The sequence below is a fragment of the Bradyrhizobium sp. CCBAU 11430 genome (assembly GCF_028128855.1).
GTDB lineage: Bacteria > Pseudomonadota > Alphaproteobacteria > Rhizobiales > Xanthobacteraceae > Bradyrhizobium > Bradyrhizobium ottawaense.
The window spans coordinates 122,873-145,943 of the sequence record NZ_LBJV01000074.1; the positions used below are offsets into that span (position 1 = coordinate 122,873).

The 23,071-nt window shown below is 64.5% G+C and carries 20 protein-coding genes and 1 pseudogene; 12 read left to right on the top strand and 9 right to left on the bottom strand.

All coding sequences use genetic code 11. From position 1 onward, the window contains the following. Window positions 1-99: 99 nt before the first annotated feature. Window positions 100-1,608, bottom strand: coding sequence for an acetyl-CoA acetyltransferase (locus tag XI04_RS37370; protein ID WP_038947734.1), 1,509 nt, complete (start codon window positions 1,606-1,608; stop codon window positions 100-102). Window positions 1,609-1,747: 139 nt separating this feature from the next. After that, entirely contained in the window at window positions 1,748-2,881 is a 1,134-nt protein-coding gene (locus XI04_RS37375; protein WP_271609347.1) for a nitronate monooxygenase, read from the bottom strand. Window positions 2,882-3,268: 387 nt separating this feature from the next. On the opposite strand from XI04_RS37375, the gene yghU reads away from it, so the two are divergent. Further along, window positions 3,269-4,144, top strand: coding sequence for a glutathione-dependent disulfide-bond oxidoreductase (yghU, locus tag XI04_RS37380; protein ID WP_271609348.1), 876 nt, complete (start codon window positions 3,269-3,271; stop codon window positions 4,142-4,144). Window positions 4,145-4,336: 192 nt separating this feature from the next. Here the strand turns inward: yghU and XI04_RS37385 are convergent, their stop codons facing one another. The 3 genes from XI04_RS37385 to XI04_RS37395 all read right to left on the bottom strand — a co-directional run bounded on the left by XI04_RS37385 (window position 4,337) and on the right by XI04_RS37395 (window position 7,245). After that, complete coding sequence (locus XI04_RS37385; RefSeq protein ID WP_028143270.1) at window positions 4,337-5,614, bottom strand: acyl-CoA dehydrogenase family protein; 1,278 nt, start codon at window positions 5,612-5,614, stop codon at window positions 4,337-4,339. A 339-nt stretch (window positions 5,615-5,953) separates the two neighbouring features. Further along, a complete protein-coding gene (locus XI04_RS37390) occupies window positions 5,954-6,334 on the bottom strand; it encodes a VOC family protein (protein ID WP_028143269.1) in 381 nt (126 codons plus the stop codon). Between the two features lie 131 nt (window positions 6,335-6,465). Beyond that, complete coding sequence (locus XI04_RS37395; protein WP_028143268.1) at window positions 6,466-7,245, bottom strand: SDR family NAD(P)-dependent oxidoreductase; 780 nt, start codon at window positions 7,243-7,245, stop codon at window positions 6,466-6,468. Window positions 7,246-7,424: 179 nt separating this feature from the next. Here XI04_RS37395 and XI04_RS37400 point away from each other — a divergent pair, with 179 nt between their 5' ends. Genes XI04_RS37400 through XI04_RS37410 form a run of 3 tightly spaced genes read left to right on the top strand, consistent with a single transcriptional unit; the run spans window position 7,425 to window position 9,577 of the window. Beyond that, window positions 7,425-8,213: an enoyl-CoA hydratase/isomerase gene (locus XI04_RS37400; protein WP_038947737.1), complete on the top strand. Its 789-nt coding sequence runs from the start codon at window positions 7,425-7,427 to the stop codon at window positions 8,211-8,213. Beyond that, window positions 8,210-9,196, top strand: coding sequence for a phosphotransferase family protein (locus XI04_RS37405; protein ID WP_271609349.1), 987 nt, complete (start codon window positions 8,210-8,212; stop codon window positions 9,194-9,196). The genes XI04_RS37400 and XI04_RS37405 overlap by 4 nt, the downstream gene beginning before the upstream one ends. A 3-nt stretch (window positions 9,197-9,199) precedes the next feature. Next, window positions 9,200-9,577, top strand: a complete 378-nt coding sequence (locus tag XI04_RS37410; RefSeq protein ID WP_028143266.1) for a DUF6285 domain-containing protein — start codon at window positions 9,200-9,202, stop codon at window positions 9,575-9,577. A 130-nt stretch (window positions 9,578-9,707) separates the two neighbouring features. Here XI04_RS37410 and XI04_RS37415 read toward each other — a convergent pair whose 3' ends face one another. Beyond that, window positions 9,708-10,487 carry an enoyl-CoA hydratase-related protein gene (locus XI04_RS37415; protein WP_028143265.1) on the bottom strand — a complete coding sequence of 260 codons (780 nt, stop codon included), beginning with the start codon at window positions 10,485-10,487 and terminating at the stop codon, window positions 9,708-9,710. Window positions 10,488-10,700: 213 nt separating this feature from the next. Here XI04_RS37415 and XI04_RS37420 point away from each other — a divergent pair, with 213 nt between their 5' ends. Continuing rightward, on the top strand, window positions 10,701-11,975 hold the full coding sequence (locus tag XI04_RS37420) for an acyl-CoA dehydrogenase family protein (protein WP_212429514.1): 1,275 nt from the start codon (window positions 10,701-10,703) through the stop codon (window positions 11,973-11,975). Between the two features lie 165 nt (window positions 11,976-12,140). Here XI04_RS37420 and XI04_RS37425 read toward each other — a convergent pair whose 3' ends face one another. Both XI04_RS37425 and XI04_RS37430 read right to left on the bottom strand, forming a co-directional pair. After that, window positions 12,141-13,718 (bottom strand): fatty acid--CoA ligase, encoded by a 1,578-nt coding sequence (locus XI04_RS37425; RefSeq protein ID WP_271609350.1) that lies wholly within the window; start codon window positions 13,716-13,718, stop codon window positions 12,141-12,143. 171 nt (window positions 13,719-13,889) lie between these two features. Further along, window positions 13,890-14,762, bottom strand: coding sequence for an SDR family oxidoreductase (locus XI04_RS37430; RefSeq protein WP_038947744.1), 873 nt, complete (start codon window positions 14,760-14,762; stop codon window positions 13,890-13,892). 116 nt (window positions 14,763-14,878) lie between these two features. Here XI04_RS37430 and XI04_RS37435 point away from each other — a divergent pair, with 116 nt between their 5' ends. The 5 genes from XI04_RS37435 (at window position 14,879) to XI04_RS37455 (ending at window position 19,998) form a co-directional block, all read left to right on the top strand. Then, window positions 14,879-15,688: a crotonase/enoyl-CoA hydratase family protein gene (locus XI04_RS37435; RefSeq protein ID WP_212253815.1), complete on the top strand. Its 810-nt coding sequence runs from the start codon at window positions 14,879-14,881 to the stop codon at window positions 15,686-15,688. A gap of 160 nt (window positions 15,689-15,848) precedes the next feature. Continuing rightward, window positions 15,849-17,393, top strand: a complete 1,545-nt coding sequence (locus XI04_RS37440) for an acyl-CoA synthetase (RefSeq protein WP_271609351.1) — start codon at window positions 15,849-15,851, stop codon at window positions 17,391-17,393. A gap of 137 nt (window positions 17,394-17,530) precedes the next feature. After that, complete coding sequence (locus XI04_RS37445; RefSeq protein ID WP_271609352.1) at window positions 17,531-18,325, top strand: enoyl-CoA hydratase/isomerase family protein; 795 nt, start codon at window positions 17,531-17,533, stop codon at window positions 18,323-18,325. An 88-nt stretch (window positions 18,326-18,413) separates the two neighbouring features. Then, window positions 18,414-19,505, top strand: coding sequence for a rhomboid family intramembrane serine protease (locus XI04_RS37450; protein WP_271609353.1), 1,092 nt, complete (start codon window positions 18,414-18,416; stop codon window positions 19,503-19,505). Between the two features lie 88 nt (window positions 19,506-19,593). Then, entirely contained in the window at window positions 19,594-19,998 is a 405-nt protein-coding gene (locus XI04_RS37455) for a YccF domain-containing protein (protein WP_018315647.1), read from the top strand. An 80-nt stretch (window positions 19,999-20,078) separates the two neighbouring features. Here the strand turns inward: XI04_RS37455 and XI04_RS37460 are convergent, their stop codons facing one another. After that, window positions 20,079-20,996, bottom strand: coding sequence for an NADP-dependent oxidoreductase (locus XI04_RS37460; RefSeq protein ID WP_271609354.1), 918 nt, complete (start codon window positions 20,994-20,996; stop codon window positions 20,079-20,081). A gap of 344 nt (window positions 20,997-21,340) precedes the next feature. Between XI04_RS37460 and XI04_RS37465 the strand changes: the two are divergent. Together XI04_RS37465 and XI04_RS37470 are read left to right on the top strand one after the other, a co-directional pair. Continuing rightward, window positions 21,341-21,510, top strand: a pseudogene (locus tag XI04_RS37465) (YccF domain-containing protein); the annotation flags it as partial. Window positions 21,511-21,820: 310 nt separating this feature from the next. Beyond that, the gene (locus XI04_RS37470) at window positions 21,821-22,912 is read left to right on the top strand and encodes a phosphatase PAP2 family protein (RefSeq protein WP_271623913.1); all 1,092 of its coding nucleotides are present in this window, start codon (window positions 21,821-21,823) and stop codon (window positions 22,910-22,912) included. Window positions 22,913-23,071 lie beyond the last annotated feature (159 nt).

The window sequence follows — 23,071 nt, forward strand, 5'->3', positions numbered from 1 at the left end:
GAGCCGGGGCCCATCTCTCCTCAGAGTACAGTGTCGCTTTCTGGGTCCCGGCTCTGCGGAGCGGCACTTCGCGCCGCACCGCGTCCGGGACACGAGAGATCACGCCACGCGCCACTCCGGCACGCCGTCCGCAGCCATGGCGATCTCCCCGAGCGATCCCACCGGCGTACGATCCATATTCAGCAGATGCGCCAGCGTCGCGCTATCGCTCGCCGGGATCCGCGCCAGCGTGCGCCGGTCATCTTCCGTCCGCAGCATCACCACGCCGTGCTCGGCATCGCCGCCGCGGCCGTAGAGCACCGTAAAGCTCTCGACCTTGCCCTTGCCCGAGGCCTCCGCAACGAAGTCCGGCACCGCGCGCTTGTTGCGGTCGGCTTCGGTCTGCACGCTCGTCTCCTGCGCCAGCGCCTCGCGCGGCGGCGCCTTCGCCACCACCAGTGCGTGATGCTTGGTGACGAAGCCGCCCTGGCCATAGAGCAGGCCAAGCTTTGCGCCGTCACGCACACGCCGCACCATCGCGCAGGCCGCATGCGTCATGTAGGTGTTGAGCGGCGCGCCGAAGAAGGTGAGGCCGCCGGTCACGGTCGGCTGCACGTTAGCGCCGAGACCAAGCGTCCGCCGCGCCATCTTGGGCACGCAGGGGAAGCAGCTATAGAGCTCGATGGCGTCGAAGTTTTTGCCATCGCCGCCGGCAAGGTCCATCACCGCTTTCAGCACCGCGTTCTGCGGATGGCTCTCGTAGAACTGGTCGCGCAGGAGATAGTCGCGCGGCTCTTCCGCCGAGGCGCCGCCGAGCGGATAGACCAGCTTGCTCTCCGCGATACCGAGCGCACGCGCCTTGGCGAGGCTGGTGACCAGCAGCGCACCGCCCATGTTGACGCTGGGGTTGGCGACCATCAGCTTGTTGTAGGGCCAGGCGATCAGCCGGTTGTCCGCCGTCGGCGTCGTGATCTCCTCGGGCGCATAGCGCCGCTTCAGCCAGGCATTGGGATTTTGCGCGGCGGCTTCCGAATAGCGCGACCATAGCGTGCCTGATTCCGCCATCGCCTCGCGCGGCGTCTGGCCCCAATGCGCGGAGGAGGCGGCCTCGTAGAACGGATAGACCGTGACGGGGCGGAACACGCCGAGCTTCACCGCCAGCGGCTTCTGGAACGCCGCACCGCGCTTGGGCTCCTCGACATCATGGGCGAACGGCGTCCACGGCAGCTTTGCCCCAGTGCGCTCGGCCTTGGTTGCAGTCGACTGCGCCTCGGCACCGCAGACCGCGGCCACGGTGCATTCGCCGCGTGCGATGCGCTTGGCCGCCTCGTGGATGTAGCGGATCGGGCTCTCGCCGCCGACCGGGCCGTAATAGCAATGCGAAGGCGTGATGCCGAGGCGCTGCGCCAACAGCTGCTCCGGATCGCGGTAGCGCCAGCTCAGGAAGTTGACGACATCGAGCGACTGCACCTCGCCCAGCAGCTTTGCGCCGGCATCTGTTTCCGCGCGCCGCAGCGCCTGCTCCAGCAGGTCGAGCGGCTCGAGGCCGTCGGTGATCTCCTTGGGACGGTCAACGATCTCGCCGATGCCGACGATGACGGGGATGCGGTCAGGGGAAACGGTCGCCATTGTTCTTGCTTCTTCACTCTCTCAGACATCTCAGACCTCATCCTGAGGAGCCTGCGAAGCAGGTGTCTCGAAGGATGGGCCGCGGGCTCTCATGGTTCGAGACGGCACTTGCGCGCCTTCTCACCATGAGGGTCTACACCTACTCCGCCACCAGCGCATTCATGTGCTCGACGGCTTCGGCGAAATCTTCCTTGAACTCCTGCACCACCGCGCCCGCCGACTTCACGCTGTCGACCAGCCCGACGCCCTGGCCGACGAAATAGCTGACGAGGTCGCGCGCCTTGGCGTTACCGCTCGCCGCCGCGCGGTCGATCGAGTTGAAGGCGTCGCGGCTGATGACGCTTTGCAACGGCATCGGCAGTGCGCCGGGGCTGTCCGGCGCGCGATCCCAGGCATCGGTCCAGACCGAGCGGAGCTGGCGCGCCGGCTTGCCGGTGCGGCCTTTCGAGCGGACTGCATCACGGGAAGAGGCCGCAATCATCTTCTCGCGAAAGATCTCCGTGGTCTCGGCTTCGACCGTCGCAAGCCACACCGAACCGGTCCAGGCGCCGGCCGCGCCCATCGCCATGCACGCCGCCATCTGCCGCCCCGTCATGATGCCGCCGGCCGCCAGCACCGGCACGTCGCGGATGGGCTTGATCGCCTTGATCACCTCGGGCACCAGCACCATGGTCGAGACCTCGCCGCAATGGCCGCCGGCCTCGGTGCCCTGCAGCACGAGAATGTCGACGCCGGCCGCGACCTGGCGCAGCGCGTGCTCCTTGGCACCGACCAGCGCCGCAACGGGGACGCCGTGCTTCTTGCCCATCTCGATCATGGCCTTCGGCGGCACGCCCAGCGCATTGGCGATCAGGCGGATCGGATGATTGAAGGACACCTCGAGCAGCTGCAGCGCTGTCTTTCCGTCGAACGGCTGCGGCTGATCGGCTGCGACCTCCGTGGTCGTCAGCTCGATATTGTACTTCTTCAGGAGCTCGCGCGTGTAGGTGCGGTGCTCCTGCGGCACGCGCGCTTCCAGGCTCTTCCAGGTGACGTCCTTCTCGCCCGCGGTCGAGATGTTCTCAGGGATCAGCACGTCGATGCCGTAGGGCTTGCCGTCGACGTGATCGTCGATCCACTTCAGCTCGCGTTCGAGCGTATCGGGCGTGTGCACGGTGGCGCCGAGCACGCCGAAGCCGCCGGCGCGGCTGACGGCGGCGACGACATCGCGGCAATGGCTGAAGGCCAGCAGTGGGAATTCTATGCCCAGCATGTCGCAGATCGGCGATTTCATGGCTCTCTCTCCCGGCGGCCTTCGCGTTCTCGTTGCTTTCGCGCGCGAAGCAAGGTGACGCTAGCTGATCGTCACTCACGATGACAGGCCGGATTCGGCGAGGCATCTTGTGTGTAGACGTCGCGCTCCACCCGCAGGCCGCGGCGTCCTGGGTGACGCCGTCATTCCGGGGCTCTCGTCAGCGAGAACCCGGAATCCATTTTTCAGAGCATTCCCGGCGGCGCGATGGATTTTCGGGCTCGCCCCTGCGGCCCCGGCATGACGGGGAGGAAGCTTGCCATGACGAAACGGTGAGACGCCCCGCCCGGCAATGCAGCTCGGAGGGCTTGTCATCGGCCATTCGCGGGCTAATTAATGCAGGCGCATCTTTCCGCCGGAGCCCCTCGCATGACCGACACCCCCGCCTACGTGCCGCCCAAGGTCTGGACCTGGAACAAGGAAAATGGCGGGCAGTTCGCCAGCATCAACCGCCCGATCGCCGGTCCCACCCACGACAAGGAGCTGCCGGTCGGCAAGCATCCCTTCCAGCTTTATTCGCTGGCGACGCCGAACGGGGTGAAGGTCACGGTGATGCTGGAGGAACTTCTGGCGCTCGGCCACAAGGGGGCCGAATACGACGCCTGGCTGATCAGAATTGGCAACGGCGACCAGTTCGGCAGCGGCTTCGTCGACATCAACCCGAACTCCAAGATCCCCGCGCTGATGGACCGCTCCGGTCCGGAGCCGATCCGGGTGTTCGAGTCCGGCTCGATCCTGCTTTATCTCGCCGAGAAGTTCGGCGCCTTCCTGCCGAAGGACATCAAGAGCCGCACCGAGGCGATGTCCTGGCTGTTCTGGCAGATGGGCAGCGCGCCCTATCTCGGCGGCGGCTTTGGCCATTTCTACGCCTATGCGCCGACCAAGATCGAATACGCCATCGACCGTTTCGCGATGGAGACCAAGCGCCAGCTCGACGTGCTCGACCGGCGCCTTGCCGACAACGACTATCTCGCGGGCAAGGAGTATACGATCGCCGACATGGCGGTGTGGCCCTGGTACGGCGCGCTCGCCAAGGGGCTGGTCTATGGCGCCGGCGAATTCCTCTCGGTGCAGGACTACAAGAACGTGCAGCGCTGGACCGACCAGATCGCGCAGCGCCCCGCCGTGAAGCGCGGCCGCATGGTCAACCGCGTCTCGGGCGATCCCGCCAGCCAGCTGCACGAGCGGCACGATGCGAGCGATTTCGAGACGAAGACGCAGGACAAGGTCGAGGCGGTGACGTAGGTCTCGTAGGGCGGATTAGCCGAAGGCGTAATCCGCCATCTCGCAAGAAAGTCGGCGGATTACGCTTCGCTAATCCGCCCTACGATCTTCCGGAGGGTGGGCAAAGCGAAGCGTGCCCACCATCTCTCGCGTAGGCCCCAATGGTGGGCACGGTGCGCGAAGAGCGCGCCTTTGCCCACCCACGGCATCTGATCACGCCATGCTCAGCTCGTGGCGTCCCACAACCATCCAGTGCACCTCGTCCGGGCCATCCGCAAAGCGCAGATGGCGGACGTCCTGATACATTTCGGCGAGCGGGGTCCAGTGCGAGATGCCGGTGGCGCCGTGCATCTGGATCGCCTGGTCGATGATCTTGCAGGCGCGCTCCGGCACCATGGCCTTGACCATGGAGACCCAGACGCGGGCCTCCTTGTTGCCGAGCACGTCCATCGCCTTGGCCGCCTTCAGCACCATCAGCCGCATCGCCTCGATCTCGCAGCGCGCCTGGGCGATGATCTGCATGTTGCCGCCGAGATGGGCGATCTTCTTGCCGAAGGCTTCGCGGGTGAGGCCACGCTGCACCATCAGATCCAGCGCCTTCTCGGCCTTGCCGATGGTGCGCATGCAGTGATGGATGCGGCCGGGGCCGAGGCGGAGCTGCGAGATCTCGAAGCCGCGGCCTTCGCCGAGCAGCATGTTCTCCTTGGGCACGCGCACATTGTTGAAGCGCATGTGCATGTGGCCGCGCGGGGCGTGGTCCTGCCCGAACACGTACATCGGGCCGAGCACCTCGACGCCGGGCGTGTCGCGCGGCACCAGGATCTGCGACTGCTGCTTGCTCGGCGCCGCGTCCGGATTGGTCTTCACCATCACGATCAGGATCTTGCAGCGGGGATCACCCACGCCGGAAATGTAATACTTCTCGCCGTTGATGACCCATTCGTCGCCGACGAGCTTTGCAGTCGTCGAGATGTTCTTTGCATCGGAGGAGGCGACGTTCGGCTCGGTCATGACATAGGCCGAGCGAATCTCGCCGTTGAGCAGCGGCTTCAGCCACTTCTCCTTCTGCTCCTTGGTGCCGACGCGCTCCAGCACCTCCATGTTGCCGGTGTCGGGCGCCGAGCAGTTCATGCTCTCGGACGCCAGCGGGCTCTTGCCGAGCTCGGAGGCGATATAGGCGTAATCGAGATTCTTCAGGCCTTGGCCGGTCTCATCGTCGGGCAGGAAGAAGTTCCAGAGGCCCTCCTGCTTGGCCTTGTTCTTGGCCTTTTCCAGCACCTCGAGCTGCTTCGGCGTGAAGCTCCAGCGATCCTCCTTGCCTTCGCCCGCCTTGGCGAACTCGATCGACATCGGTTCGACGGTGTCGCGGATGAACTTCTTGACGTGATCATAGAGCGGCCGGACCTGGTCCGACATCCGGAGGTCGTTGAGCTCGTCGCCGGGGTTGAGGGTGTAGTTGGTGGTGCGGGGAATATAGGTGTGTTTTGTCATTGTTCCTCCCGGGGACGCTGAGATCGTTCTGGTCACGAGAATAGTCGCAGCGCGGCCAAAGTGCGAGCGCGCATTTTTCACGCGCAGCCATGCCACGCGATGGAATATCGCTGGGTCGTTTGAAATGTTGTTTGAATGGCGTGGAGGGCGGCGCTCCCTCGCCGGTGTCGTCCCGGACAAGCGAAGCGCAGATCCGGGACCTCCGCGCGAGCGCTTGGCGCTCGTCGCGATGCCACAGGGAGTGGTTTGGCGATGACTCGGAGTTGAGAGCTTCGTGCCCTCATTTCTCCCTGTGGTTATGGGTCCCGGCTTTCGCCGGGACGACACCGAGTGTGTAGCTCAGCTCGGCATCCGATGCATCGCGCAGATCTTGTTGCCGTCGAGGTCGCGCAAATAGGCGAGATAGAGCTTGCCGCCGGGGCCCTGGCGGATGCCGGGCGGATCCTCGATCGATTTTGCGCCCGCCGCGATCCCGGCTGCATGCCATTTGTCGACCTGCTCCGGTGAATTGCAGGCAAAGCCGATGGTGCCGCCATTCGCGCAAGTCGCCGGCTCGCCGTTGATCGGCTTCGACACCGAGAACACGCCGGTCTTGGTGATGTAGAAGATGCGGTGGCCGTCGACCCTGGCCGGCCGCACTTCGAGCGTGCTCAGCAGGTCGTCGTAGAACGACTTGGCCTTGTCGAGGTCGTTGGTGCCGATCATGATGTGTGAGAACATTTGCCCATTCCCTTCTGCGCTGACAAAACGAGAAGCCGTAGGGTGGGCAAAGCGCAGCGTGCCCACCACGACATTCGAAAATGCTCACGGTGGGCACGGCGCAAGAGCGCCTTCGCCCACCCTGCGAAATCTCAGAACGCCGTATAGCCGCCGTCGATCACGAACGTATCGGCCGTGTGATACGACGACGCCTTGCTCATCAGATAGACCGCGATGCCGCCGAAATCGGATGCCTCGCCGAAGCGCCGCACCGGAATCCGCGGCATCACGTTGGCGACGAATTTTTCGTTGGCCATGAGACCCGACGTCATGTCGCTCTTGATCCAGCCCGGCAGGATCGCATTCGCGGTGACGCCGTGGCGGGCGAGCTCGACGCCGAGCGCGCGCACCAGCGCGTTGATCGCGGCCTTGGTTGCCGCATAATGCTCGTTGCGCGCGGTGCCGAAGATCGAGGCGAGGCTCGAGGTCGCGACCAGCCGGCCGAAGGGATCGCCGGCATTGGCGCGATCGGTCATGTGTCTCGCCGCGGCCTGGAACGCGTGAAACACGCCGTCGAGATTGGTCGCAAACATCCTGCGCCATTCGTCCTCGGTGCGCTCGATGAAGGAGCGCCGGCCGCCGCCGCCGATGCCGGCATTGGCGAAGCAGCCGTCGACCCGGCCGAAAATGTCGAGCGTCGCCTTCATCGCGGCGTTGACCGAGGCCGGATCGGTGACGTCGCAGACGCGGGCATCGACCTTGCCTGATAGCCCCGCCATGCTCGCGGCCGCAGCCTTGTTCTTGTCGGCATTGCGGCCCCAGATCGAGACATTGCAGCCCTGGCCGGCGAGCGCCTGCGCGATGCCGAGGCCGATACCGCCATTACCGCCGGTGATCACGGCGACGCGGCCGGAGAGGTCGAAAAGGTTCATGCGCGTTTCCTGTTTTTGGGCGAGACATCTTGGGATGCGGCGCATCAGCCGCTGCGCGCAAGATTGCTTGCTATGCTCTGATCACCATGGACAAGACCGCGCCAAAAATCAAATATGCGCCCCGACAAAACGAATTCCGGTCTGCGAAACTGACGCAGGCCGCAACTCACGAGGAAACCATGCAGTTCAAACACGTCACGCTCGATTTCGATGGCTCGGTCGCGGTCCTCAGGCTCGACCATCAGGAGGTGATGAACGCGGTCTCCGTGGATATGCTGGGCGGTCTTGCCGAGGCGCTCGATGCGATCGAGGAGAAGAAGGATGAGGTGCGCTGCGTGGTGCTGACCGGCGCGGGCCGCGCCTTCTGTACCGGCGCCAATCTGCAAGGGCGCAACAACCAGTCGAAGAAGACCAAGGCCGGCCTGACGCTGGAGACCGGCTTTCACCCCTTCCTGCGCCGCATTCGCAATCTGCATTGCCCGATCGTCACCGCGGTCAACGGTCCGGCGGCGGGCGCCGGCATGAGCTTCGCGCTGCTCGGCGACATGATTTTGTGCGCGCGGTCCTCGTACTTCCTGCAGGCTTTCCGCCGCATCGGTCTCGTGCCGGATTGCGGCTCGACCTGGCTGTTGCCGCGCCTCGTCGGCCGGGCGCGCTCGATCGAATTGTCGCTGATGGGCGAGCGGCTGCCGGCCGAGAAGGCGCTGGAATGGGGCCTCGTCAACCGCGTCTATGACGACGGTGTGCTGATGGAGGAGGCGATGAAGCTCGCGCGCGATCTCGCCAGCGGCCCGACGGTGGCGCTGTCGCTGATCCGCAAGCTCTATTGGGACAGCCCCGAAAATTCCTTCGAGGATCAGCTCAACCTCGAATTCCAGTGCCAGCTCCGCGCCGGCGACACCCAGGATTTCCGCGAGGGCGTGGGCGCGTTCCTGGAGAAGCGTCCCGCGCAGTTCAAAGGCAAATGATCGAGACTGAGCTTTCGCGCAGCGTCCAACGCTGGTGCAACGGCGCGACCGGCGCGACCTCTGCGGCCAAACTGTCGGGCGGTGCCAGCCAGGAAACCTGGCGCTTCGACATCACGCATTCCGATGGCGTGATCGGTGCGATCCTGCGCCGCTCGCCGAAGGGGTATGGCGCAGCGCCGACGCGCGCGGCGGGCCTTGCGGCTGAGGCGCAGCTGATGCAGCTCGCTTATGAGGCCGGCGTGCCGTCGCCGCGGGTGATGCATGTGCTCGTGCCGGAAGATAATCTCGGCACCGGCTTCATCATGCAGCGTATCGAGGGCGAGACCATCGCGCGCAAGATTCTTCGCGATGACGAATATGCGGCCGCGCGGCCGCATCTGGCGCGGCAGATCGGCGGCATTCTCGCAGGCCTGCATCGACTGCCAAAGGACAGGCTGCCCGAGCTGCGCAGCAGGTCGGCGACCCAGGAGATTTCCGAGTTCGAGCGCGACTATCACAGCCTGAACTGGCCGAAGCCCGTGTTCGAGCTGGCGCTGCGCTGGCTGCGCGACCACGATCCCGGTCCGTCGGCCGAGGAAACGCTGGTGCACGGCGATTTCCGCAACGGCAATCTCATCATCGGCCGCGATGGCGTGCGCGCCGTGCTCGACTGGGAGCTCGCCCATCTCGGCGATCCCATGGAGGATCTCGGCTGGGTCTGCGTCAACTCCTGGCGCTTCGGCGAGATCGACAAGCCCGTCGGCGGTTTTGGCACACGCGAGGAGCTGTTTGCGGGCTACGAGGCTGCCGGCCGCAAGGTCGATCCGGTGCGCGTCAAATTCTGGGAAGTGATGGGCACGCTGCGCTGGGGCATCATGTGCGGCGGCATGATGCAGCGCTTTCGCGAGGGACCTGACCATTCCATGGAACGTGCCATGATCGGCCGCCGCGCGAGCGAGACCGAAATCGATCTGTTGCGGCTCTTGGCGCCGCGCGGGAGCTGACGCATGCAGGACGAACCGACCCCGATCGAGCTGACCAAATCGGTCGCCGATTTCTTGCGCAACGACATCACGCCGCTGATCAGCGGTCACCAGGCCTTCAAGCTGCGCGTCGCCATCAACATCCTCGACCTCGTCACGCGACAGCTGACGCGGGAGGAGGGGAGTGATGCTGAGGAAGTGGCGCGCCTGCGCGCGCTGCTGGGCATCGACGGCTCGGTGACCGAACTCAACCACGCGCTCGCCGAGCGCATCGCCAAGGGCGAGGTCGACCTCGCAACGCCGGGTCTTGCCGAGCACCTGTGGGCGACCACGATGGACAAGCTCGCCGTCGATCAGCCGAATTACGCGTCGTACAAGCGTGAGCTGGGGCGGGGCGGGTAGGCGGCGCCCCGTCATTCCGGGGCGTCGCGTAGCGACGAGCCCGGAATCCATTGATCCGCGCGTTCTGCCGCCCGATGGATTCCGGGCTCGCGCCTGTCGGCGCGCCCCGGAATGACCGCGCAAAGCGCGGTCACTTCCCCACCCATTTCGGCGGCCGCTTCTCCGAGAACGCCTTCGGGCCTTCGATGTAGTCCTGCGAGGCCACCATCGCCTTCACCGCCGGATACTCCCGCTGTTCCTCGATCGCCTGCTCCAGCGAGACGCCGAGTCCCTTCTGGATCGCCTGCTTGGACGCGCGGATCGACATCGGCGAGTTCTTGGTGATCATGTCCGCCCAGCGCAGCGCGCCCGACAGCGCTTCGCCCTGCGGCACGACCTCGTTGACGAAGCCGAGCTCAAAACCTTCCTTGGCGCTGACATGGCGCGCGGTGAGGATCATGCCCATGGCGCGCTTCAGCCCGATCTGCCGCGGCAGCCGGTGCAGGCCGCCGGCGAGTGCGGCTAGTCCAACGCGCGGCTCGGGCAGGGCGAAGGTCGCATTCTCCGAGGCAATGATGAGGTCGCACGCCAGCGCGATCTCGAAGCCGCCGCCCATGGCGACGCCGTTCACCGCTGCGATAACAGGCTTGTCGCAGTCGAAGCGCGCGGTGAGGCCGGCAAAGCCGCCCTTGTCCCAGCCGCGCTTGCCCCCCGCCGCCTGCCACTTCAGATCGTTGCCGGCGCAGAACGCCTTGTCGCCGGCGCCGGTGACGATCGCGACCCATTGCTCGGCATCCGCGGAGAAATCGTCGAATACCTTCTGCAGCTCGAAATGCGCGTCGGTGTGCAGCGCGTTGTAGACCTCGGGACGCGACAGTGTGACGATCGTGACCGGCCCCTTGCGTTCCACTTTTGAGAATTTCAGCTCCATCGCGCGCTCCCGCATTTTCTCGTCAAGGAATATTGACCGCATACTACCGCGCGTCGGCGCTGGAGCACCATCGAATTGCGCTGATGCGCCTTGCGCGCGTCACACGCCTCGCTTTGCTTGACTTGCACGCGCTCTTCTCAGCTTAATCGCACGAAGCCGAAACGCGCCTAGCGCCTTAACGCAAAACGATAAAATCAATCCGGGAGAGAACCTGTGGATTTCTCATTGCCTGCCGATCTCGTCGCCTATCTCGCAGAGCTCGATCGTTTCATCGAACGCGAGATCAAGCCGCTGGAAGAGGCCGACGACAGCATCCGCTTCTTCGATCATCGCCGCGAATGGGCGCGCACCGATTTCGAGAATGGCGGCCTGCCGCGCCACGAATGGGAGGCGCTGCTGCGCAAGGCCAAGGATCTCGCCGATGCCGCCGGACATCTGCGCTTTCCCGTGCCGAAGCAATATGGCGGCCAGGACGGCTCGAATCTCTGGATGGCGGTGATCCGCGAGCATTTTGCGGCGAAGGGCCTCGGCCTGCACAACGATCTCCAGAACGAGCACTCCATCGTCGGCAATTTCCCCGTCGTCACCATGCTCGACCGCTATGGCCGCGACGACCAGAAGGCGATGATCGACGGTTCGATCAAGGGCAAGTACCGCATCACCTTCGGCCTCACCGAGCCGCATCACGGCTCCGACGCCACCCACATGGAGACGCGCGCAGTGCCCGCGACCCGCGACAACGTCAAGGGCTGGATCATCAACGGCGAGAAGATGTGGACCACAGGCATGCACGTCGCGACGCACTGCGCGCTGTTTGCGCGCACCAGCGGCAATGACGGCGATGCCCGCGGCATCACCTGCTTCCTGGTGCCGGCCAAGAGCCACGGCGTCAAGGTCGAGGAGTACATGTGGACCTTCAACATGCCGACGGATCATCCGCGCGTCAGCTTCACCGACGTGTTCGTGCCGGAGGACGCGCTGTTCGGCGAGGTCGGCCGCGGCCTGTCGCTGGCGCAGTGCTTTGTCCACCAGAACCGTATCCGTCAGGCTGCGAGCTCGCTCGGCGCGGCGGTCTATTGCATCAACGAGAGTGTAAAGTATGCGCGCGAGCGAAAACCGTTTGGCCGGGCGCTGGCCGAGAACCAGGCGATCCAGTTCCCGCTGGTCGAGCTTGCGACGCAGGCCGAGATGCTGCGCCTTCTGATCCGCAAGACCGCCTGGGAGATGGACCAGCTCACCGAGGAGCAGATCGAGCGCACGCTCTCGGACCGCGTCTCGATGTGCAATTACTGGGCAAACCGCCTCTGCTGCGAATCCGCCGACCGCGCCATGCAGGTCCACGGCGGCATGGGCTATTCACGCCACAAGCCGTTCGAGCACATCTACCGCCACCACCGCCGCTATCGGATCACCGAAGGCAGCGAGGAGATCCAGATGCGGAAGGTCGCGGGATTCCTGTTCGGCTATATGGGGCCGGGGAAGCATTGACTGTTATCGCGCGTTATCTCTCCGCGAGTCGTCCCCGCGTACGCGGGGACCCATAACCTCAGGGAGAAGTTTGTCGCGAACTGGTAACTCCGAGTCGTCGCCAAACTTCTCCCTGGGGCTATGGGTCCCGGATCTGCGCTTCGCTTGTCCGGGACGACAGCGGGATCAATTCACCCTTCTATCCTTCCCCGCCCAATACGGCTCCCGCAATTGCCGCCGCAAAATCTTGCCGCTCGGATTCCTCGGCAGCGCCGGCAAGAACTCCACGCTCTTCGGCGTCTTGTAGCCGGCGATGCGCGTCCGGGTGAAGTTGATGATGTCCGTTGCCGTCGCCTCCTTGCCGGGCTTCATCACGACAACCGCTTTCACCGCCTCGCCCCATTTGTCGTCGGGCACGCCGATCACCGCGGCTTCGGCGACGTCTGGATGATCGCACAGCGCGCTCTCGACTTCGGCGGGGTAGATGTTCTCGCCGCCGGAGATGATCATGTCCTTGATGCGGTCGTGGATGTAGAGATAGCCGTCCTCGTCCATATAGCCGGCATCACCGGTGCGCAGCCAGCCGTCGCTGCGCAGCGTCGACGCCGTCGCCTCCGGCAAATTCCAGTAGCCCGCCATGTTGGAGCCCGAGCGCGTCGCGATCTCGCCGACCTCTCGTGGCGGCAACGGCTTGCCGTCGACGTCGAGGATCGCAAGCTCGATACCCGGCAGCGCCTTGCCGGCCGAGCGCATCCGCTCCAGCCCCTCGACGTGATCCTCCGGCGGCAGCGCGACGATGGTGCCCGTGGTTTCGGTCATCCCATACAGCTGCACGAAGCCGCATTTGAAGACCTCGATGCACTCCTTCAGCAGCGCCGCCGGTATCGGTGAGGCGCCATAGAGCATGTATTTCAATCGTGAAAAGTCCACCGTCCTGGCGCGCGGCTGCCGCACCACGAACTGCATCGCCGCCGGCACCATGAACAGTTTTGTGATGCCTGATAGCTCGAAGAAATCCAAAACCTTGGTCGGATCGAACTCGCGCGCGATCACGCCGCGGGCGCCGTGATAGAGGCCCATCACGCCCCAGCCGGAGCCGCCGATGTGGAAGACCGGCATGGCCACCAGCGAGACGTCGTCGGTCGACCACCGGTTCCACTCCGGCTTGTCCTCGGCATTGCCTGATTGCACGAGGTTGAGGAAGTTGGCGTGGCTCAGCATCGCACCCTTCGGCTTGCCCGTGGTGCCGGACGTGTAGAGCTGGATCGCGATGTCTTTCGTGTCGATCGGCACCCCGGGATCGTCGCCGCTCTGCGCATCCCGCCACGCCGCAAAGTCCTGCCATTCCGGCGCGCCGCCTTCGGTGGTGATAACCGTGCGCACGCCCGGCAGCTGATCCCTGATCTGGCGGACCTGCGTGATGAACTCCGGCCCGACGAACAGCACCGCGGCTTTGCAATCTTCGACGATGAAGGCGACCTCGGGCCCCGCGAGCCGCCAGTTCACCGGCGCCGTCACCACGCCGGCCTTCATCGCGCCCATCAGCAGCTCGAAATAGAGGTCGCTGTTCTTGCCGAGATAGGCGATGCGGTCACCCTTCTTCACGCCCATCGCAATCAGCGCGTTGGCGACCTTGTTGGTCCTCGCGTCGAATTCGGCAAAGCTGGTGAGGCGGCCCTCGAACTCGTAGGCGATGGCGTTGCCGCGGCTCTTGGCGCGTTCGCGCACCATGTCGGCGAGAGTTGCCAATGGCTGTGTGGACATGTTTCTCCCGTGGCGTCTTGTTCTTATGCCCGGGAGTGTGGCGTCATCCGCGGGGGAAGACAAGGTGGCCCCGTTGTCGTCCCGGACAAGCGCGCCCCAAGCGCGCGCAGATCCGGGACCCATACGCCGCAGCGTCAGCCCCTTACACCCCCACGCTGTTGCAACGCGACATCACCCCCGCTTCGCCCGATCCTTCTCGTTCTGCGCCATGATGCTCTCGCGCGCGGTTTTCCAGTCGTCGTCGCTCCAGTCGCGGAGCTGGTAGAAATTGCCGCCCATCGCCAGCGCCTGCGCGCCGTCCATGGCGATGGTCTCGCCATTGATCCAGTCGCAGCCGCCGGAGATCAGGAACACGGCGACGTTCTGCAGTTCCTCCATGGTGCCGACGCGGCCCATCGGGTTCATCGCCTTGGTGCGCGCGCCGGCCTCGTCGCCGGGCTTGATGCGCTTGCTCATGCCTTCGGTCGGGATTTCGCCGGGCGCGATGGTGTTGAGGCGGATGCCGTAGCGGCCCCATTCGGCCGCGAGCGACATCGTCATGGCATGGATCGCCGACTTGCTCATCGCCGACGGCACGACGTAGGGCGAGCCGTTACGCACCCAGGTCGTGGTGATTGAGACCACGTTGCCGGGCTGCTTCAAGGCGATCCAGCGCTTGCCGATCGCCTGCGTCACGTAGAACGTGCCGTGCATGACGATGTTGGCGACGGCATCGAAGCCGCGCGGCGACAGGTCCTCGCTGCGCGAGATGAAATTGCCGGCGGCGTTGTTGATGAGGTCGGTCAGCGGCGCGTCGCGGAAGATGGTCTCCACCATCTCCTCGACCGCGAGCGCGTTGCGGATGTCGACGCCGTGGCTGGTGACGCGGCCGCCATACAGATCCATCAGCTCGGTTGCGGTCTCGTCGCACACGATCTTGCGCCGGCCGCAAATGTGCACCTCGGCGCCGAGCTGGAGGAAGCGCGCTGCCATCGCCTTGCCGAGACCTGTGCCGCCGCCGGTCACGAGAATGCGCCGTCCAGCGAGAAGATTTTCCTTGAACATGGCTGTTTCTCCCGTACGGATTGTCAGTTAATTGGTCGATTGACTAAATCCGGCCGCCAGCGTCCTGTAAAGCGGCACTGAACAAGAACAGGCAAGAACTAAGGGAGAATTCATCCATGGAAGAGCGCGTCTCGATCTCGATCTCGGAAGGCGTCGCCGACGTGCGCCTGGTGCGTGCGGACAAGATGAATGCGCTGGACCAGGCCATGTTCGAGGCGCTTGTCGCCGCAACGGACCGGCTTTCGAAGGACAAGAGCGTGCGCGTCGTCGTGCTCTCAGGCGAAGGCCGCGCCTTCTGCGCCGGTCTCGACATGGGGCGTTTTGCCGCCATGAAGGAGAAGGGCGGCAACGGAATTCCGGGTGGCGAAAATCGCGATCTCACCAAGCGCACGCACGGCCAGGCGAACTTCCCGCAACAGGCGGTGTGGGGCTGGCGCCAGCTTCCGGTTCCCGTGATCGCGGCCGTGCACGGCGTCGCCTTCGGCGGCGGCTTCCAGCTCTCGCTCGGCGCCGATATGCGCTTCCTCTCGGCGGATGCGCGGATGTCGATCATGGAGATCAAATGGGGCCTCGTGCCTGACATGGCGGGCACGCCGATCCTTGCGAGCCTCGTGCGCGACGACATCCTGCGCGATCTCACCTATACGGGGCGCATCTTCTCCGCGCAGGAGGCGATGGCTTACGGCCTCGCCACGCGCATCTGCGACGACCCGCGCGCGGCAGCGCTGGAGACCGCGCGCGAGATCGCCGGCAAGAGCCCCGATGCGATCCGCGCGGCAAAACGACTGCTGAACAATCTCTCGGTCGATCCGGGTCCGGCGCTGCTCGCGGAGTCGGTCGAGCAGCAGAAGCTGATCGGCAGCGCGAACCAGACCGAGGCGGTGCGCTCCAATCTGGAGAAGCGCGCGGCGAAGTATGCGGATTAGCAGTTCCCCGTCATTCCGGGGCGATGCGAAGCATCGAGCCCGGAATCCATAACCACGATCGGGAGTATGGATTCCGGGCTCGCGCCAAGAGGCGCGCCCCGGAATGACGATCGTGGTTGGTTCGATGCCCTTCAACCCGACGAAAGATCGGAAAACAACAATGAGCGAAACGCCCCAATTCCTCGGCATCGTCTCCGGCGAGCGCCGCCGAACCCACACTGAGGTCGCCAACCGCGCCGACCGCATCGCCTCAGGCCTCGCCAAGATCGGTGTCCGCCAAGGCGATTGCGTCTGCATGCTGATGCGCAACGACATCGCCTTCCTGGAGGCCGCCTACGCCGCGATGCGGCTCGGGGCCTATGGCGTTCCGATCAACTGGCACTTCAAGCCGGAGGAGATCACCTACATCCTTGATGACACCGGCACGTCCGTGCTGATCGGACATGCCGACATGCTGCACGCCTTGCGCGATGCGATCCCTGAGGGCGTCACCGTGCTCAGCGTGCCGACGCCGCCGGAGATCCTGTCCAGCTACAAGATCGATCCCGATCATCTGAAGACGCCGGACTTCGCCATCGATTTCGAATCCTGGCTTGCGCAGTTCCAGCCCTATGACGGCCCCGTGGTGCCGCAGCCGATGAACATGATCTACACCTCGGGCACCACAGGCCATCCCAAGGGCGTGCGGCGCAACGCGCCGACGCCGGAGCAGCAGGCCGCCGGCGAGCGCATGCGCGCGATGATCTACGGGCTCAAGCCCGGCGCCCGCGCGATCCTGCCGGGGCCGCTCTATCACTCCGCGCCGAATTCCTTCGGCATCCGCGCCGGCAAGCTCGGCGGCGCGCTGGTGCTGATGCCGCGCTTCGAGGCCGAGGAATTCCTCGAACTGATCGAGCACTACAGAATCGACACGATCTTCATGGTGCCGACCATGTTCATCCGCCTGATGAAGCTGCCGGAGGCGGTGCGCAGGAAGTACGATGTCTCTTCCTTGCGCCACGTCATCCATGCCGCCGCGCCCTGTCCGGCCGACGTCAAGCGCGCCATGATCGAATGGTGGGGGCCGGTGATCTACGAATTCTACGGCTCGACCGAATCCAGCGCGGTGACGTTCGCGACCTCCGAGGACGCGCTGAAGAAGCCCGGTACCGTCGGCAAAATCTCGCCCGGCGCCGAGCTGCGCTTCCTTGGTGAGGACGGAAGCGTGCTCGGCGTCGGCGAGATCGGTGAGATCTATTCGCGCATGACCGATCTCGCCGATTTCACCTACCACAACAAGCCGGAGAAGCGCGCCGAGATCGACCGCGACGGCTTCATCACCTCGGGCGACGTCGGCTATATCGACGCGGACGGCTACGTCTTCATCTGCGACCGCAAGCGCGACATGGTGATCTCGGGCGGCGTCAACATCTACCCCGCCGAGATCGAGTCCGTGCTGCACGCCGTATCAGGCGTGCATGATTGCGCCGTGTTCGGCATCCCCGATGCCGAGTTCGGCGAGGCGCTGATGGCGGTGGTGGAGCCGCAAGCCGGCGTCACGCTGGATGCTGCAGGTGTTCGCGCCGCGCTGAAGGCGCATCTTGCCGACTACAAGGTGCCCAAGCACATCGAGATCCGCACCGGCCTGCCGCGCGAGGATTCCGGCAAGATCTTCAAGCGCCGCCTGCGCGATCCCTATTGGGAGCAGGCGGGGCGGAAGATCTGACAATTCGACGAGGACCCGTAGGGTGGGCAAAGCGGAGCGTGCCCACCATCTCGATCAGAATACGTTGACAGACCGTGGGCACGGCGCAGGCGCGCCTTTGCCCACCCTACGAGATCAGGGACGAGGAAACATTTGTCATGACCGACGCCGCGAACGAAGTCCTCTACGAAGTTGCCGATCACATCGCGACCATCACGCTGAACGCGCCGGAGCGCATGAACACCATCTCCGGCCCGATGCTGAACGATCTGGCGCGGCTCCTGACCGAAGCCAACGAGGAAAAGGACGTCCGCGTCGTGATCCTCACCGGCAGGGGCAGGGCGTTCTGCGCCGGCCTCGACTTGCGCAAGGAGCGTGACGGCAACGGCCTCAGCGCGGCGTCCTCGCCGACCACGATCAACCTGCGCAACACGCCGCCGACGGTGCTGCAGGCGATGGACAAGCCGACCATCTGCGCCGTCAACGGCGGCGCCGCCGGCTACGGCATGGACACCGCGCTCGGCTGCGACATCCGCATCATGGCGGAATCCGCCAAGCTCGCCGCCGCCTTCGTCAAGCGCGGCGTGGTGCCGGAATCCGGCGGCACCTGGCTATTGCCGCGCATGCTCGGCTGGGCCAAGGCTTCAGAGCTGATCTTCACCGGCCGCACGCTCGGCGCGCGCGAGTGCCTGGAATGGGGCCTTGCCAACGAGGTCGTGCCGGACGCCGAGTTGATGAGCCGCGCCACGGCGGTCGCCCGCGAGATCGCCGCCAACGCGCCGCTCGCGGTGCAGGCCTCCAAGCGCATGATGCGGATGGGCCTCAACGAGAATTTCCACGACCATGTCCACCACGTCTATCTCCAGCTCCTGCCGCTGTTCAAAACCCAGGACATGGCCGAGGGCATGAAGGCCTTCATGGAGAAGCGCGAGCCCAAATTCGAGGGGCGGTAGCCGGGGCCGTCTGGTACGCGTTGGAGTAGCAATCATCGAGCGGCTCGGCTAGATTTGGCGTTCCCACGCCAATCCCCTGCGATCGTCCATGCCCTCATACCGTGCCAGTCCTGGCTTTTTCGAAGTCCCCCATGCCGCCGTCTATACGCTGATGACGGTGACGGTCCTCGCGTCGGGTTTCTGCTTCATCCAGGCGGGTGGTCCGGCGGCGCCGGCGGAGTTGCTGTATCGCTACGGCGGCATGTATGCGACCGCGATCGCGCGGCACGAATATTGGCGCCTCGTCGCCTATGGCTTCTTGCACGTCAATTTCATCCACCTCACCATGAACATGTTGTGCCTGGTGCTGTGGGGCGCCCATCTCGAGCGGCGGGTCGGGCCGGCCTATTTCCTCCTCATCTATCTCTGCGCGATGGTGTTCGGTGCCGTCATCGGCAACGGTATCCATTCCACGCCCTATTTGACGGTCGGCGCGTCCGGCGCCACCTCGGGCATCCTGGGCGCGCTGCTCTGCCTGTGGATCCTCGGCAAGCTCGAGGTCGGGTTCGACTTCTTCGCGATCAATATCGGATTGAACGTCGCGTTTGCGCTCGGCAATTCGCGGATCGACTGGGGCGTGCATCTCGGTGGTTTTGCGGCCGGGCTGATCGCCTGCGCAGTGCTGGACCTGATCGAGAAAGCGAATGTGTGGGTGCTTCGCTGCAAATTTCCCGAAGCCGTGAAGGTCAATCTGACACTGCTCGGGTGCGTCGTTGCGCTGTGGGCCTGGAGCGGTCAGGCCCAGGCGATCGCAGCCGGGGGTTCTGGATGGGTCCCGGCTCTCGTCGCCGTGGCCGCGTATTGCGCTGTCGTGAAGACGATTGATCTCGCACTCTCCGTCAGGAAGGGCCTTGCGATCGTCGTGGCGATTTTGGCCGGTGTGAACGCGGCCGCCGTGATGCTGTCCGGTTGGGCCCTGGCATCGTCTTGCAGCCCGCGCCGGCCCACCGGCTCCGTTCCGCTCGACAACTTACTCGCCACATTCTGCCCTAGTCCTGTTGTCATCTCGGGGCTGGCCGCGATCGGCGCCGCCGCGCTGACGCTTTGGCTCTGCTCAAAGGAGATCTCGCGCGGGATCGAGGATGTTGGGTTTGTCGGCACATCGCTGCGCGCCGAACGCAGCCGGCGTCACGGATTATGAGCTTGGAGGGGAGCGGAAATCGGGGCCGTCTTAGCAGAGACAGATTTCATGCCTATATGCACGGGATCATCCACCCCCGGATCATCCCATGACCCCCGTTTCCATGCTGCTCAACATCCTCTGGATCCTCTTCGGCGGCGCCTGGATGGCGTTCGGCTGGGTGATCGCCGCGGTCATCATGGCGATCACCATCATCGGCCTGCCCTGGGCGCGGGCAGCGTTCAACATCGCCGTCTACACGCTGCTGCCGTTCGGCTCTCGGGCGGTCAGCCGCTACGATGTGACCGGTGTCGAGGATATCGGTACGGGCCCGCTCGGCGTGATCGGCAATATCATCTGGTTCGTGCTCGCCGGCTGGTGGCTGGCGCTCGGCCACTTATTGACCGCACTGGCGCTCGCGATCACCATCATCGGCATCCCCTTCGCCTGGGCCCATCTCAAGCTCGCAGGCATCGCGCTCTGGCCGATCGGCAAGGTGATCGTGCCGGCGTGAGGCCCAACTCGTGGCGCGTAGGATGGGTTTCGCAAGTGCACCCCATCCTACGCGCTGCGGACATCAATGAGCATGCTCCCTCAGGGACGAACGCGAATGATCGTATTTCCCTTGCGTCGCCCGGTCGGATTTAAGGCGGCGACCGCATCGTCGAAGGTCGAGACCTTGCCGATGTTCGTCCGCAGTCGTCCATCCCGCACCCGCTGGACGATCTCACTGAGTTGGGCGCGATCCGACTCGACGACGAAGTCGACCGCCAATCTATCGGAGGGCCGCGCCTCGGCCGGCCCGACGATGGTCACCAGTGTTCCTCCGGCTCGAATGCGTTCTACCGACCGCTTCTGTATGTCACCGCCGATGACATCGAACACCAGATCGACCTTGCCGACGTCTTGCAGCGAGTCCTTGTCGAGGTCGACGAACTCGTTTGCGCCGAAGTCGAGCACCGTCTGACGGTCGGCGGCGCGTCCGGTGCCGATGACGTAGGCGCCGGCCTCTCGTGCGAGTTGCGTCACCATCGACCCGACTGCGCCGGCCGCGCCCTGTGCCAGGATGCTCTGCCCCGATTTGAGACGGCCATGCTGGAACAGCCCTTGCCATGCGGTCAGCCCCGAGATCGGCAGGCTCGCCCCCACTGTGAAGTCGACGTCGCCCGGCAGCGGCGCAAGATTGCGCGCCTCGATTGCCACATACTCGGCCAGCGTGCCGTCGCGATACCAGTCCGCCAGGCCGAACACCCGCTGTCCTAACACCAGCCCTGTCGTTCCATAGCCAAGAGCAGTGACCACTCCGGCCAGCTCGTGTCCAGGGATCGACGGTGTTCGGTCGCGATCGAGGCGATCAGTCCAGGTCGAAGGCCACGTCAGCTCAGTCGGGACAAATCCCGACGCATGAACCTGAACCACGACGTCGTTTATCGCAGCCTGCGGCTCGGGCCGGTCCACCAGCTTCATCCCCGCCGTTCCCGCGGCCTGTTCCGTTACAACGATCGCCTTCATTGGATCATCTCCTCAGTCATTGTCTCCTGATGCAACGATTGCAGTCAGCGTGAGCGCGACGGCTATCCACAAACTGCCAGACAGTGTGGAAGTGTCCGCGATCTATTGACCGGGGCTCCCACTGAAACTGCCGATCGGGATCGCTTCGGTCGTGGTGTTAGGAGTTAGATGCGTTACGCTTGGTCATGAAACCAGTACCAAGATTGCAAAATTCGGCTGTACCAAGGGCCATTGAGACGGCGAACAGATTGAGCTCGTAGGATGGTAGAGCGAGAGCGAAACCCATCAACCCGACCGTTGACGAGGCATGATGGGTTTCGCAAGGGCTCCACCCATCCTACGCGCTGATCGGCAACATCTGGTTCGTGCTCGCCGGCTGGTGGCCGGCGCTCGGCCACTTATTGACCGGCTGGCGCTCGCGATCACCATCATCGGCATCCCCTTCGCCTGGGCCCATTTGAAACTCGCCGGCATCGCGCTGTGGCCGATCGGCAAGGTGATCGTGCCGGCGTGAGGTGGGGATCCGTCAATGTCCGCCTCCGCGCGTAGAGGGGAAGCCGGCATAGCTTGCGGAGTCGTCGGCTGATGACCCCTGAGCAGACACCTCAACAGTATCTCAACTCCGTTTGACCCTAGCGCCGAGACCGCGCCTCGTCCTGCGCCAGGCCGATTCCCATTATCGGAACGCTGCCAGCAACGCTTGGAAACAATATTTTTACCAATAATAACGATGGCGTGAGTCACGAGATGCAACCGGACGGTGTGGGAGCTAAACTTCTGGGAGCATTGCCCGAAATTGCACGTGGGCCGGCATGGGAATTGGAATGTTCAGTGCGCCGCCTTTTGCGAGAGCAAATTGTGCTGTCAAGGAACAGCTGCGCTTGGTCGGTCACACGGAACGACGGATCGCGAACAGGTTGCAACTGGTCAACTGGAGTCTTGTGGTTGGATGGGCGCTGGCGCTCTGCGTCGGGCTTGCCGTAACAACCTTCACGCTGGAAGGCTTGATGACGACGGAGGTCGTCACAGCGCCGGCGCTGGCGGTTGCCGGGTTGTGGCTCATGCGGTGGGGCTGGGGCGAGCGGCCGGCGTTCACCATGCTCGCATTTGCGCAGATGGGTTTTGTCACGATCTGTGCGGCGCCGCTGTCGTATATCGGCTTGGGCGCCGCGATGCCGCTGCAGGACGCCAGATTTGCCGAGCTTGACCGATTGCTCGGCCTGGACTGGCCTGCATATTTCCATTTTGCGATGGCCCATCCGGAATTGCTGCTGTACGCCAATTTCTTCTACGCAATGATCCTCGTGCCGGCCTTCTGCGTTCCGGTCGTACTGGGGTTGATGGGTCAATATATCCGTCTGCAGCAGTTCGTGATGGCGTCGACATTGGCGTTGTGCGTGGTGATTGTCGTCTCCTCCCTGCTTCCGGCGATCGGCACCTATTTCGAGTTCGGACTGCCCTCCGACACCGAGCTGTTCAAGGCGAACGGATATGGAGGACAGGCGAGCGACATACCTATGCTGCGCGATGGCACGTTGCGAGCTCTCAACATCGTGAAGCTCGGCGGCATCCTCACTTTCCCGAGCTTTCACGCTGCCACGGCGCTTCTCAGCATCTGGAGCTTATGGAGCATTTGGTGGCTGCGTCCCGCCCTGCTGGTGCTGAATGGGGGAATGCTCGTCGCGACCCCGCTGGTCGGAGGGCATTACTTCGTGGATGTGATCGCGGGCGTGTCGGTGGCTGCGCTGACGATCCAGGCGTCGAAAGGCCTGACGGCGGTCGTCGCTGCAAGTCCGCTGGTGGTCTCGACGCAGCCGAGCTCGGCGACACCGGGTCGGCTGGTCGCTCTTGCCTTCGCCGCCATGTTCGTGCGGCCGTTCCGGCGGAATATGTCCCGGCATGCGATACGCCCATGAACCATTGCGCAGGGAAGGCCGGGATGTCCCGGCGTCACCTGTGGTTCACCCTGCGTGCGTCTTGTCGCGTGCGGACCCTGGGTGCCAGCCGGCGCCCGGCCTTCCCTGCGCCCTTTGTTCTCGATGAGGGCGAAACGGACAGCAAAGCTCGGGCGGAAT